A 12705-nucleotide genomic window follows, 5' to 3' on the forward strand; every position below is an offset into this window, starting at 1 on the left:
ACACCATCCCATGCCCACCATCCGCCTCCCCCGCCCCGACCGCAGCATCGAGAGCTACACCCTCGCCCCGCCGCGCGGCTTTCCCGCCCGCACCGAACGGCCGCTGACCCGCATCGCCTTCGCCGCCGCCCACATGGTCGCCGACCCGCTGGCGGACGGCGATCCGTGGCTTGCCCCCGCCATCGACTGGGACCGCACCATCGCCTTCCGCGAGCATCTGTGGGACCTCGGTCTCGGCGTCGCCGAGGCGATGGACACCGCGCAGCGGGGCATGGGACTTGACTGGCCGACCTCGCTGGAGCTGATCCGGCGCTCGCTGTCGGCGGCGAAGGCGCGCGGCGGGGTCATCGCCTGTGGCGCCGGTACCGACCATCTGCCGCCGGAGAACGCCCGCGGCATCGACGACGTGATCCGCGCCTACGAGGAGCAGATCGAAGCGATCGAGGATCTCGACGGCCGCATCATCCTGATGGCATCGCGCGCGCTGGCCCGCGTCGCCAAGGGGCCGGAGGATTATGCCCGCGTCTATGGCCGCATCCTGTCGCAGGTGAAGCGGCCGGTGATCCTGCATTGGCTGGGCGACATGTTCGATCCGGCGCTGGCCGGCTATTGGGGCACCAGCGACATCGACGGGGCGATGGACACCGCGCTGTCGATCATCGGCGATTTCGCGCCCAAGGTGGACGGCATCAAGATCTCGCTGCTCGACAAGGACAAGGAGATCGTCATGCGGCGGCGGCTTCCGGACGCCGTGCGCATGTATACGGGGGACGATTTCAATTACGCGGAGCTGATCGCCGGCGACGGGCAGCATCATTCCGACGCGCTGCTCGGCATCTTCGACGCCATCGCGCCGGCCGCAGCATCGGCACTGGCCCATCTGGCCGAGGGCGACGAGGCGGCGTTCCACGACATCCTCGCCCCTACCGTTCCGCTGTCGCGCCATATCTTCAAGGCGCCGACCCGCTTCTACAAGACCGGCGTCGTGTTCATGGCCTATCTGAACGGCCATCAGGACCATTTCACCATGGTCGGCGGGCAGGAGAGCACGCGCTCCACGCTGCATCTGGCCGAGCTGTTCCGTCTGGCCGACAAGGCCGGGCTGCTGTCCGACCCGGACCGCGCGGCGCAGCGGATGGCGGCGGTGCTGGCGGTGCGGGGGATTTCGTGATGCGCGACTTCTCAGAGGATCACCGCTGGTTGTCGATCAACACCGCGACGGTCCGCAAGCAGGGCGATCTGGTGGAGATTCTCGACGCCTGCACCCGCCGCGGCATCCGCGCCATCTCGCCCTGGCGCGATCAGGTGGCGGCGGTGGGGCTCGACGCCGCGCTGCGGGCGGTGCGGTCGGGGGAACTGGCGTTGTCCGGCTATTGCCGCGGCGGCATGTTCCCGGCCGACCCGTCCAAGGCTGCGGAGGTGCGCGACGACAACCGCCGTGCGGTGGACGAGGCGGCGGCGCTGGGGGCGGTGTGCCTCGTGCTGGTGGTGGGCGGACTGCCGCAATATTCCCGCCCCGGATCGGCGCCCAGCAAGGACATCGCGTTGGCCCGCTCGCAGGTGGAGGACGGCATCGCCGAACTGCTGGACTATGCCCGCAAGGCCGGCATGCCGCTGGCGATCGAGCCGCTGCACCCGATGTACGCCGCCGACCGCGCCTGCGTGAATACGATGGCCCAGGCGCTCGACCTCTGCGACCGGCTGGACCCGGCGCGGACCGGGGCGCTGGGGGTGGCGGTCGACGTCTATCATGTCTGGTGGGATCCGCAGCTGGAGGCGCAGATCCGCCGCGCCGGTAGTGAGAGGCTGCTGGCCTTCCATGTCTGCGACTGGCTGGTGCCGACGACCGACCTGCTGCTCGACCGCGGCATGATGGGCGACGGCGTCATCGACATCCCGCGCATCCGCGGCTGGGTCGAGGAGTGCGGCTTCTCCGGCTGGTCGGAGGTGGAGATCTTCTCGCAAAACAACTGGTGGGAGCGGCCGATGGGCGAGGTGCTGGACACCTGCATCGACCGGCACCGTAGCGTGGTTTGAATTCGCCGGCCGACGCTCTACCATCGGGGAAGACCGCCCCTTACCCGTACCGCAGGAGCCGGCTTCCCGCATGGACAGCCTGACCGACGCACCCGAGCCGGTGCCGCCCGCACCGACGCCGAACAAAGCCGCCGCGCCGGCCAAGGCGACCCGTGATCCGGAGGGGACGCGGGCCCGCATCATGGCCGCCGCGACGGAGGAGTTCGCGCGCTATGGTCTGGGCGGCGCCCGCATCGACCGCATCGCCGAGCAGGCAGGCACCAACAAGCGCATGCTCTACTATCATGTCGGCAACAAGGAGGAGCTGTATCTGGCGGTCCTCGAGGGGGCCTATGCCCATATCCGTGCCACCGAACGCACGCTGAACCTGGAAATGCTGGACCCGCCCGACGCGATCGCGCGGCTGATCGAGTTCACGTGGCAGTATTTCATCGATCACCCAGAATTCATGGCCCTGCTGAACACCGAGAACCTGCACCGGGCGGAGTTGCTGAAGACCTCCGCCCATGTCCAGTCGATGCATTCGCCCTTCGTCCAGATGATCGCCGACGTGCTGGCGCGCGGGGTGGAACTGGGGGTGTTCAGGGCCGGGGTGGATGCGGTGCAGCTCTACATTTCCATCGCCGGCCTGTCCTATTTCTACCTGTCCAACGTCCACACCCTGTCCGTCATCTTCGGCCGCGACCTGCTGGCCGAGCCGGCGCGGGAGGAGCGGCTTGCCCATATGGTGGAACTGGTTCTGAAGGCGTTGCGGCCCTAACCGTCCAAGCCGTTCAAGTCGGCCGGCAGGCCGGGGCCAAACAGGCTGCCGTGGCCGCTGCGGATACGCAGCTCCAGCGCCGCGGTCTCGGGTAGCAGGCGGGAGGCGAAGACGCGGGCGAGCCCGATCCGTCCGTCCAGATAGGCCCCGCCGTAGCCCTCCGGCCGCCGTGCCGCCGCCGCTGCCATCAGCCCCCACATCCAGCCATAGGTCACCAGCGCCATCAGCCTCAGCGTGTCGGTCGCCGCTGCCGCCGGGGCGAGGGGGCTGTGTGACCCCGCCTCCGCCAGCCAAGCCACCGCCCTGCGCAGCCGTTCCGCCGCGTCGCGCAGCGGGCCGGCGATGTCGCGGGTGAGCGGTTCGGCCTCCAGGTCCCTCGCCGCCGCATCGATCGCCGCAAACAGGCGGACGACCGGCCGGCCGCCATGCAGGGTCAGCTTGCGCTGCACGAGGTCGAGCGCCTGGACGCCGTTCGTGCCCTCATAAATCTGCGTCGCCCGCACGTCGCGGACCAGCTGCTCCACCCCGTTGTCGCGGATATAGCCGTGGCCGCCCATGACCTGCTGTGCCAGCACCGCCGCCTCGAAGCCGAAATCGGTGCCGGCCGCCTTGATGACCGGAGTCAGCAGGGCCGCCCAATCCTCCGCCTCCTCCCTCACGGCGGGATCGGTGGCGTGATGGGCGCGGTCCATCCACAGGGCGGTCCAGGCGGCCAGCGCCCGCCCGGCGTCGGTCAGTGCGCGGGCGGTCAGCACCATGCGGCGGACATCGGGGAGATGGATGATCGCATCGGCCGGCCGGTCGGGATTGCGCGGCCCGTCGGGCGCCCGGCCCTGCTCGCGCTCGCGTGCATAGGCCAGGGCGGACTGTGCGGCGCATTCGCCGACGCCGATGCCCTGGATGCCGACGAACAGCCGTTCGTGGTTCATCATGGTGAACATGGCCGGCAGGCCGCGGTGCGGCTGCCCGACCATCCAGCCCACCGCCCCTTCGTAGGACACCACGCAGGTGGGCGAGGCGTGCAGGCCCATCTTCTGTTCCGACGACAGCACCGCCCAGCCGTTGCGGGAGCCGTCCGGCAGCCGCTTCGGCACCAGGAACAGGCTGATCCCCCGCGTGCCCGGCGGCGCATCGGGCAGGCGCGCCAGCACCAGATGGACGAGATTGTCGGTCAGGTCGTGGTCGGCCGAGGAGATGAACATCTTCTGGCCGGTGACACGATAGCTGCCGTCATCGGCCTGCTCCGCCCGCGTGCGCAGCAGGCCGAGATCGGTGCCGGCATGCGGCTCGGTCAGGGCCATGGCGCCGGTCCAGTCGCCGGAGATCATCCGGGGCAGGTAAGTGTCCTTCAGCGCGTCGCCGGCATGGGCGGCGATGGCGCGGATGGCGCCCTGGGTCAGGCCGGGCACGATGCTGAAGGCGAGGTTGGCGCCGCACACCATCTCCGTCACCAGCGTGTCGAGCAGCGCCGGCATGCCCTGTCCGCCATAGGCGGGGTCGCCGGCCAGCCCGTTCCAGCCGCCCTCCCGCCATGCGCGGTAGGCGTCGGCGAAGCCGGCGGGCATGCGCACGCCATCGGCCTCGACGCGCACCCCCTCCTCGTCGCCGGAGCGGTTGAGGGGGAACAGGACCTCTGCGGCGATGCGTCCGGCCTGGGCCAGCACGTCGTCGAACAGGTCGCCCGAAATCTCCTCCCACCCCGCTTCCGCCAGCACGGCGGGCGCATGGAGCACTTCATGGACCAGGAAGCGCATGGATTGAAGCGGCGGCTGATAAACGGCCATGATGGTGCTCCTCAGTTCCGCAGGGGTTTGCCGGTGTCCAGCATGTGCCGGATGCGGGCGCGGGTGGCCGGTTCCCGGATCAGGGCGGATATGGCCTCACGTTCCAATGCGGCGAGGGCATCCTCGTCGACAGGTGTCTGCGGGTTGGTTTCGGCTCCGCCGCAGCACACGCCGGCCAGCCGGTCCGCGACCAGTTCGTCATGGGGACTGGCCCGCCCGTCCTGCCGCCAGCCCCGGACGATGGCCTGCAACGCCTCCCTTCCCGCCGGACCCGGCAGGGTGACGGAGCCGACGTCGGGCGGGCGGTAGCCTTCGGCCAACGCCACCGCCTTCGCCTTGGCGTCGCCGAGCAGCCGGTCGCGGCCCATGGTGATGCCGTCCTCCGGCCGCAGATAGCCGAGCGCCCGCGCCTCCAGCGCCGAACCGGTGATGCGCGCCCCGGCGATGGTTTCGAAAGCCGCCTGAGACGTTCCCTCCGGACCGGCGGGCCGGTCGGACCTTCGGCCCCAGCGCAGCAGCAGTTCCGCCGTACCGCGCCAACCCGGAATGATGCCGACCTTCAGCTCGACCAGTCCGATATAGGTCTCGGCATGGGCCTGAATCGCGTCGCAATGCAGCAGCACCTCGCAGCCGCCGCCGACCGCCAGACCGGCCGGCGCGCCGACCACCGGGATGGCGGCGTGCTTCAGCGCGCGGAAGGCCGCCTGCCCCTGCTCGACGAAGCGTTCCAGCGCGGCGAAATCCTCCGCCTCCAGACGCCCGACGAAATAGCCGAGATCGGCCCCGGCGGAGAAGGCGCGCGGGTTGTCGTTGTAGAGGACGAGCGCGCGGAATTCCGCCGGCACCCGCTCCGCCGCCTCCGCGACCATGGCGAGGATGCCCTGGTCGATGGCGTTCATCTTGGTGTGGAACTCCAGGCAGGCGACGCCGTCGCCCAGGTCCCAGACCGACGCCGACCCGTTGCCGGCGAAGCGCGGCCCGCGCTCTTTCATCTCGCCGAGGTCGAGCACCCCCGGCGGCCGGCGGACGGGTGTCCAGGCGCCGGCGGTGGTTCGGGTCTCCCGCCCGGCGGCGGTGCGGCGGTGGAAACCTCCCTCAGCGGCGGCTGCGGCGAGAAGCGGCGGCACATCGCGGCCCTCCGCGGCCAGCCGGTCGGCGATGGCGGCGCAGCCCACCCGGTCGGCCAGTGCGAACGGCCCCTCGGCCCAGCCATAGCCGAGCCGCATCGCGGTATCGATGGCCGCCACGTCGTCGGCGATCTCCTCCGCCACGGCGGCGGTGTAGGTGATGGTGTTGGACAAAACCGCCCAGGCGTAGCGTCCGGCCGCATCCTCCTGCCGGATCAGCGCCGCCAGATCGCGGTTGACCGCGGCGTCGGCCTGGGGGCGGTACTCCCCGCTGGCGAGGTCCAGCGCCTCGCGCGCCTTGCTGCCGGGGGCGAGGCGGTAGAAGCCGCCCTTGGCCTTGCGGCCGATCCGCCCCTCGGCGATCAGGCGGCGGATCAGCGGCTCGGCGGTCAAGTCGTGGCGGTGGTGGGCGTCATCGGCGGGCAGGGCTCCCAGCAGGCTGCCCCACACCAGCGGCACCAGATCGATGCCGACGAGATCCAGCAGCCCGAAGATCCCCGTGCGCGGCACGCCGAACGGCGCACCGGCGACGGCGTCAGCCTGCTCCACCGTCAGGCCGTGGCGCAGCGCCTCGATGGCGGCGACCGACATCCAATGGCAGCCCAGCCGGTTGGCGATGAAGGCCGGCGTGTCGCGGCAGTCCACCACGGTCTTGCCCAGCACCGTCTCCGCCGCATCGCGGACCAGGGCGGCGGTCTCCGGCGCGGTGCCGGGGCCGGCGACCAGCTCCATCAGCCGCATGTGGCGCGGCGGGTTGAAGAAATGGGTGATGACGAAGTCGCGGCGGAAGGCGTCCGACGCCCCCTCCGTCAGCTGCGCCAGCGGGATGGTGGAGGTGTTGGAGGACACCACCGCTCCCGGCTTGCGCAGCGCGTCGAGCCGGGCGAACAGCCGGCGCTTGACCGCCAAATCCTCCACCACGGCCTCGACGATCCAATCGGCGTCGGCTACGGCGGCCAGATCGTCATCGATGGAGCCGACGCTCACCAATTCAGCGGCGGACGGGTCCATGAAGCCCTGCGCCTTCAGCTGCCGTTCCACGCCGGCACGGGCCGGGGCGGCACGGTCGTCTTCAGGGCCGGCGACGTCGAGCAGCAGAACCGGCACGCCGCCGTTGGCGAATTGCGCGGCGATGCCCGATCCCATGGACCCGGCGCCGATCACCGCGACCTTGCGGATTGCCCTTTTCATCACGCGCGCTCCGGATGAGTGGCGGGCAAGCGGGTGCTGCCCGCGACGAAGGCGTGGTTCATCGCATTGGGTCCTTCGGTACGGTCAACGGGGCTCAGGCGCTGTGGGACTTGCGCAGTTCGCGCTTCAGCAGCTTGCCGGCGGTGTTGCGGGGCAGGGTTTCGAGGAACTCGATCCGCTTGGGCACCTTGAAATGGGCCAGATGCTGGCGGACATGGGCGACCAGTTCCTCCTCTGTCGCGGTCTGGCCGTCGCGCAGCACGACGAAGGCGCTGATCGCCTCGATCCATTTCGGGTCGGGCAGGGCGACCACCGCCACCTCCGCCACCGCCGGATGGGTGTAGATCGCCTCCTCCACCTCGCGGCTGGCGACCAGGACGCCGCCGGTGTTGATGACGTCCTTGATGCGGTCGACGATGTAGAGATAGCCCTCCTCGTCGAAATAGCCGACGTCGCCGGAATGGAACCAGCCGCCGGCGAAGGCCTCCGCCGTTTCCTGCTCCTTGCCCCAATAGCCGACCATCAGCTGGGGGGAGCGGTGGACGATCTCGCCATGGGTGCCCGGCGGCACATCGTTCATGTCGGGATCGACGACCCGCGTCTCGACGTTCAGCACCGGACGCCCGGCGGAGGCGGGGCGTGCCTCATGCTCCTCCGGCCGCAGGACGGTGGCGAGCGGCCCGATCTCGCTCTGGCCATAGCAGTTGAAGGCCTGGGCATTGGGCAGCCGCTGGCGCAGCTCCTGCAGAACCGGCACCGGCATGATCGAGGCGCCGTAATAGAGCTTGCGCAGCGAAGTCAGGTCATGCGCGTCGAAATCGGCATGGCGCAGCAGCCCGACCCAGACCGTCGGCGGCGCGAAGAAGGAGGTGATGCCGTGGCGCTCGATCAGCTCCAGGCAGCGCTTCAGCGCCGGGGCCTGGATCAGCCGTGTCGTCGCCCCGATCAGCAGCTGCGGCATGACGAACACATGCATCTGCGCCGAATGGTAGAGCGGCAGGGCGGCCAGCGAGCGGTCGTCCTGATCGAGGCGGCAGCTGTAGATGCAGCTCTGATACTCCGCCAGCAGCGCGCCATGCGTCATCATCGCCCCCTTCGGCGCCGCCGTGGTGCCGGAGGTGTAGAGAAGCTGCGCCACGTCGTCGGCGCGCACCGCCGTCTCGACCTCCGTCGGAGCCGTTTCGTCGAGCGCCACCGCCAGGATGTCCAGGCCATCGCCGCCGCCGTCCGTCAGCGTGCCGAACCGCTCCACCCGGCCGGCGGCGCGCACGCCCTCCAGATTGGCGGCGAGGTCGGGATCGTGCAGCAGCATGCGGGCGCCCGACTGCTCGACGATATAGGACAGCTCCTCTCCGGTCAGGGCGTAATTGATCGGCACATGGATGAAGCCGCCGACGGCGCAGCCGAGCCAGGCGATCACATAGGCGTCGGAATTGCGGCCATAGGCCGCCACCCGGTCGCCGGGACGCATGCCCAGGTCGCCCAGCCGCCGTGCCACCCGCAGCGCGGCGCGGTGCAGTCCGGAAAAGCTCCAGTCCCGCTCTTCGTAGGTCAGGGCGGTCCGCGTTGCGTTGCGCCGGGCGCTGCGGGCCAGCGCTGCGCCGATGCTGTCGGTCCGGGCCAGGGCGATGCTGTCCATGCGTTCCTCTCCCCTCATTGTTCGCGCCCTCAACATACTTGTTGGAAGGCATGTTACTTGCGAGTAGGATGGGGCAGATTGATGCGCTGGTCAACAGTGTGTGTGGCGGTCAATCGGCTGTGGGTGCTGCGGCTGTCGGCGTGATGGACAGAAGCGGAGGGGAATGCAAAGGCTGGGGGATGACCGCGTGCCGGAACGGAGTGATGACGCGATGCAGGACTCTTTGGACAGCCAATCGCCATGGAAGGCGTCATCCGACCGCCAGACGGAGCGGGAGGCGAAGCGCGTCGCCGTGCTGCGGACGGCGGCGCGGGCCTTCAACGAGATGGGCTACCACAACACCTCGCTGGACGACATCGCGCGGCGTCTGAACGTCACCAAGCCGACCATCTACTATTACGTCAGGAACAAGGAGGAGATCCTTTTCGAGTGTGTGCGCATCGGGCTGGAGATGCTCGACGAGGCCTCCAACGACGTGATCGGCCATGGCGGCAGCGCCTATGAGGAACTGATCGCGGTGATGCGCAAATACGCCGAGATCGTCACCATGGACTTCGGCATGTGCGTGATCCGCGTTGGCGAGGAACCGCTGACGGAGGAAAGCCGCCGCACGCTGCGGTCCCTGAAGCGCAGCATAGACCGCAAGTTCCGCCGCCTGATCGAACGCGGCATCGCCGAGGGCTGCATCGCGCCCTGCGATCCGAAGATCGCCGCCTTCACCGTGGCGGGCGCCCTCAGCTGGATCGGCCGCTGGTATCAGCCGAACGGCGGCCTCAGCGCCCACGACATCGCCGCCCAGTGCATCGACCTGCTGATGAACGGCCTGGGCAAAACCAGAACATCCGGGGAGGACCATGACACTCGATCCAGTGGTTGACCCGACCGTGACCCGGTCGGAGCTTCAGAGGCCGGTGGCTCCCGATCCCGACGCGGTCGGGCGCGTCGCCGTCATCGGTGCCGGCACCATCGGCGCCAGCTGGGCGGCGCTGTTCCTGTCCAGGGGGATGAGCGTCGCCATCAGCGACCCCAATCCCGCCGCGGAAGAGGTGGTGCGCGGACTGATCGCCAAGTCCTGGCCGGCGCTGGAACGGCTGGGCCTCGCCCCCGGCGCCAATCCGGAGACTTGGAGCTTCCACACCGACCCGCGCGACGCGGCGAGCGGCGCCCGCTTCGTCCAGGAGAACGCGCCGGAGCGCCACGAGGTCAAGCGTGCGCTCTACGCCGCGCTGGAGGAGGTACTGGACGACGACGTGATCGTGGCCTCCAGCACCTCCGGCCTGATCATGAGCGAACTTCAGCAGGGCCGCCGCGTGCCGGGGCGCTTCGCCGTCGGCCACCCCTTCAACCCGCCGCATCTGATCCCGCTGGTCGAGGTTGTCGGCGGCCGGGACACGACGGCCGGCACGATCGAATGGCTGATGGCCTTCTACCGCGCGATCGGCAAGCGCCCGATCCGCCTGAACCGCGAGGTGCCCGGCCATCTCGCCAACCGCCTGCAGGCGGCGCTCTGGCGCGAGGCGGTGCATGCGGTCGCCACCGGGCTGGCCAGCGTGGAGGATGTGGACACCGCCATCGCCGAAGGGCCGGGCCTCCGCTGGGCGATCATGGGGCCGAACATGATCTTCAACCTCGCGGGCGGTGAGGGCGGCATGTCCCATTTCCTCGACCATATCGGCCCGGCGATGGAGGACTGGTGGCGGGATCTCGGCACCCCGGCGCTGACGCCGGAGCTGCGCGACCAGCTGACCGCCGGCATGCGGGATGCGCTGCACGGCCGGTCCCAGTCCGATCTGGCGCAGGAGCGCGATCGGCTGCTCATGGCGCTGATCGAGACGCTTCAGCAGGAGCGCCGGGCCCTGCGCACCGGCCGCTGACCGCACCCGACATCACCGAAAAGACATCACGGAAAACAAGGGAGGAGACACCCGATGAAGCGCGCCGACAAGGTCATCATCACCTGTGCCGTGACCGGCTCGATCCACACGCCGACCATGTCGCCCCATCTGCCGGTCACGCCGGACGAGATCGCCCGCGACGCGGTGGCGGCGGCGGAGGCCGGTGCGGCGATGCTCCATCTGCACGCCCGTGATCCGGATACCGGCAAACCCTCGCCCTCGCCGGACCTGTTCATGGAGTTCCTGCCGCGCATCAAACAGCAAACCGCCGCCATCCTGAACATCACCACCGGCGGCGGGCTGGGCATGACGCTGGACGAGCGTCTGGCCGCGGCCAAGCGGGCGCAGCCGGAAGTGGCGTCGATGAACATGGGCTCGATGAACTTCAACATCTCCGGCGCCGCGTCGAAGTTCGGCAGCTTCAAGCACGATTGGGAGAAGCCCTATCTGGAATCGACCACCGACTTCATCCTGTCCAACACCTTCGCCCAGATCGAGCGCGGCATGCGCGAGTTGGGCGATGCCGGCACCCGGTTCGAGTTCGAGTGCTACGACGTCGGCCATCTCTACAACCTCGCGCATTTCGCCGACCGCGGCATCGTCAAGCCGCCCTTCTTCACGCAATGCATCTTCGGGATCCTCGGCGGCATCGGCCCCGATCCGGAAAACCTGATGCACATGAAGGCCACGGCCGACCGGCTGTTCGGCAACGACTATTACCTGTCGGTGCTGGCCGCCGGGCGCCACCAGATGTCCTTCGTCACGCTGAGCGCCATCCTCGGCGGCAACGTCCGCGTCGGGTTGGAGGACAGCCTCTATGCCGGGCGCGGCAAGCTGGCGACCTCCAACGCCGAACAGGTCACCAAGATCCGCCGCATCCTCGAAGAGCTGAGCCTGGAGATCGCCACGCCGGAAGAGGCGCGGGCGATGCTGCAGACCAAGGGCGGCGACAACGTCGCCTTCTGACCACCCGAAAAACCAACCAAACAGGGAGGAAACATCCATGAAACGCTGGATTCTGGCCGCGGGCGTCTGTTCCGCCGCGCTGATCGCCGGGGCGGCTCACGCCCAGATCTCCGACGACAAGATCAAGATCGCCGTCCTGAACGACATGACCGGCGTCTATGCCGACCCGACCGGCATGGGCTCGGTCGAGGCGGTGCGGATGGCGGTGGAGGAGATGGGCGGCAAGGTCGCCGGCAAGCGGGTGGAGGTGATCTTCGCTGACCACCAGAACAAGCCGGACATCGGCGCGTCGCTGGTCAACAAGTGGATCGACACGGAGCAGGTGGACGTGATCGTCGACGTTCCGACCTCGTCCGTCGCGCTGGCGGTGCAGGACATCACCAAGCGCAAGAACCGCGTCTTCCTGATCTCCGGCGGCGGAGCGGCGCAGTTGACCGGCGAGGCCTGTTCGCCGACCACCGCCCATTGGACCTACGACACCTATGCGCTGGCCCAGGGCATGGGCAAGGCGGGCGCCAAGATCCTGGGCGACAGCTGGCACTTCCTGACCGTGGACTATGCCTTCGGCCATGCGCTGGAGCAGTCGCTGACCGAGGTGCTGAAGGCCAACGGCGCCAAGATCACCGGCTCCGTCCGGCATCCGCTGAACACCGCCGACTTCTCCTCCTACCTGCTGCAGGCGCAGGGGTCGGGGGCGAAGGTCATCGCGCTCGCCAATGCTGGCGGCGACACCGCCAACTCGATCAAGCAGGCGCAGGAGTTCGGCCTGCCGCAGGGCGGGCAGACCTTGGCGAGCCTGCTGATGTTCCCCACCGACGTGCATTCCCTCGGGCTGAAGGCGGCGCAGGGGCTGGTGCTGATGGATGGCTGGAACGCCGACCGCGACGACGATGCCCGCGCCTTCGCCAAGGCATACATGGCCAAGACCGGCAAGATGCCCAGCATGATCCAGACCGGCAGCTATTCCGCCGTGCGCCATTACCTGAAGGCCATCGAGGCCGCCGGCACCGACGAAGCCAAGGCGGTGGTGGCGAAGATGCGCGAGACGCCGGTGAACGACGCGTTCGCCAAGGGCGGCAAGCTGCGCGCCGACGGCCGCATGGTCCACGACATGTACCTGATGCAGGTGAAGACCCCGGACGAGTCCAAGGGGCCGTGGGACTATTACAAGGTGCTGACCACCATCCCGGGCGACGAGGCCTATCGCCCGATGGACAAGGGCGGCTGCCCGCTGGTGAAGTAAGCCCGCGGCCGGGGCTGTCGCGTTTCAGATCCTACAGCCACATCCCGTTGCTAATGCCCTTCT

The 12705-nt window shown here is 69.1% G+C and carries 10 protein-coding genes; 7 read left to right on the forward strand and 3 right to left on the reverse strand.

Annotation, left to right across the window (positions count from 1 at the left end; genetic code table 11):
* Window positions 1-10: 10 nt before the first annotated feature.
* The 3 genes from FZ983_RS25150 to FZ983_RS25160 all read left to right on the forward strand — a co-directional run bounded on the left by FZ983_RS25150 (window position 11) and on the right by FZ983_RS25160 (window position 2797).
* Entirely contained in the window at window positions 11-1171 is a 1161-nt protein-coding gene (locus tag FZ983_RS25150; protein ID WP_149226547.1) for a dihydrodipicolinate synthase family protein, read from the forward strand.
* Window positions 1171-2037 (forward strand): sugar phosphate isomerase/epimerase family protein, encoded by an 867-nt coding sequence (locus FZ983_RS25155; RefSeq protein WP_149226549.1) that lies wholly within the window; start codon window positions 1171-1173, stop codon window positions 2035-2037. Before FZ983_RS25150 ends, FZ983_RS25155 begins: the two co-directional genes overlap by 1 nt.
* A 70-nt stretch (window positions 2038-2107) precedes the next feature.
* The gene (locus tag FZ983_RS25160; protein WP_149226551.1) at window positions 2108-2797 is read left to right on the forward strand and encodes a TetR family transcriptional regulator; all 690 of its coding nucleotides are present in this window, start codon (window positions 2108-2110) and stop codon (window positions 2795-2797) included.
* Here the strand turns inward: FZ983_RS25160 and FZ983_RS25165 are convergent.
* The 3 genes from FZ983_RS25165 to FZ983_RS25175 form a co-directional block, all read right to left on the reverse strand.
* Window positions 2794-4581 carry an acyl-CoA dehydrogenase C-terminal domain-containing protein gene (locus FZ983_RS25165; protein WP_149226553.1) on the reverse strand — a complete coding sequence of 596 codons (1788 nt, stop codon included), beginning with the start codon at window positions 4579-4581 and terminating at the stop codon, window positions 2794-2796. The genes FZ983_RS25160 and FZ983_RS25165 overlap by 4 nt on opposite strands.
* Before the next feature lie 11 nt (window positions 4582-4592).
* Entirely contained in the window at window positions 4593-6899 is a 2307-nt protein-coding gene (locus FZ983_RS25170) for a 3-hydroxyacyl-CoA dehydrogenase/enoyl-CoA hydratase family protein (RefSeq protein ID WP_149226555.1), read from the reverse strand.
* A 94-nt stretch (window positions 6900-6993) separates the two neighbouring features.
* Complete coding sequence (locus tag FZ983_RS25175) at window positions 6994-8538, reverse strand: fatty acyl-CoA synthetase (protein WP_149226557.1); 1545 nt, start codon at window positions 8536-8538, stop codon at window positions 6994-6996.
* A 211-nt stretch (window positions 8539-8749) separates the two neighbouring features.
* Here FZ983_RS25175 and FZ983_RS25180 point away from each other — a divergent pair, with 211 nt between their 5' ends.
* From FZ983_RS25180 to FZ983_RS25195, 4 genes are read left to right on the forward strand one after another with little or no spacing between them, the layout of a single operon-like run.
* Window positions 8750-9415 carry a TetR/AcrR family transcriptional regulator gene (locus FZ983_RS25180; RefSeq protein ID WP_149226559.1) on the forward strand — a complete coding sequence of 222 codons (666 nt, stop codon included), beginning with the start codon at window positions 8750-8752 and terminating at the stop codon, window positions 9413-9415.
* Window positions 9393-10412, forward strand: coding sequence for a 3-hydroxyacyl-CoA dehydrogenase NAD-binding domain-containing protein (locus tag FZ983_RS25185; protein ID WP_149226561.1), 1020 nt, complete (start codon window positions 9393-9395; stop codon window positions 10410-10412). Before FZ983_RS25180 ends, FZ983_RS25185 begins: the two co-directional genes overlap by 23 nt.
* A 54-nt stretch (window positions 10413-10466) precedes the next feature.
* Window positions 10467-11399: a 3-keto-5-aminohexanoate cleavage protein gene (locus FZ983_RS25190; RefSeq protein ID WP_149226563.1), complete on the forward strand. Its 933-nt coding sequence runs from the start codon at window positions 10467-10469 to the stop codon at window positions 11397-11399.
* 37 nt (window positions 11400-11436) lie between these two features.
* On the forward strand, window positions 11437-12642 hold the full coding sequence (locus FZ983_RS25195; protein ID WP_149226565.1) for an ABC transporter substrate-binding protein: 1206 nt from the start codon (window positions 11437-11439) through the stop codon (window positions 12640-12642).
* Window positions 12643-12705 lie beyond the last annotated feature (63 nt).

This window comes from Azospirillum sp. B21 (assembly GCF_008364825.1).
Classification (GTDB): Bacteria; Pseudomonadota; Alphaproteobacteria; order Azospirillales; family Azospirillaceae; genus Azospirillum.

Coding starts and splice junctions, on each gene's coding strand:
- FZ983_RS25150 (WP_149226547.1), top strand. CDS start 11: ATGCCCACCATCCGCCTCCCCCGCCCCGACCGCAGCATCGAGAGCTAC.
- FZ983_RS25155 (WP_149226549.1), top strand. CDS start 1,171: ATGCGCGACTTCTCAGAGGATCACCGCTGGTTGTCGATCAACACCGCG.
- FZ983_RS25160 (WP_149226551.1), top strand. CDS start 2,108: ATGGACAGCCTGACCGACGCACCCGAGCCGGTGCCGCCCGCACCGACG.
- FZ983_RS25165 (WP_149226553.1), bottom strand. CDS start 4,581: ATGGCCGTTTATCAGCCGCCGCTTCAATCCATGCGCTTCCTGGTCCAT.
- FZ983_RS25170 (WP_149226555.1), bottom strand. CDS start 6,899: ATGAAAAGGGCAATCCGCAAGGTCGCGGTGATCGGCGCCGGGTCCATG.
- FZ983_RS25175 (WP_149226557.1), bottom strand. CDS start 8,538: ATGGACAGCATCGCCCTGGCCCGGACCGACAGCATCGGCGCAGCGCTG.
- FZ983_RS25180 (WP_149226559.1), top strand. CDS start 8,750: ATGCAGGACTCTTTGGACAGCCAATCGCCATGGAAGGCGTCATCCGAC.
- FZ983_RS25185 (WP_149226561.1), top strand. CDS start 9,393: ATGACACTCGATCCAGTGGTTGACCCGACCGTGACCCGGTCGGAGCTT.
- FZ983_RS25190 (WP_149226563.1), top strand. CDS start 10,467: ATGAAGCGCGCCGACAAGGTCATCATCACCTGTGCCGTGACCGGCTCG.
- FZ983_RS25195 (WP_149226565.1), top strand. CDS start 11,437: ATGAAACGCTGGATTCTGGCCGCGGGCGTCTGTTCCGCCGCGCTGATC.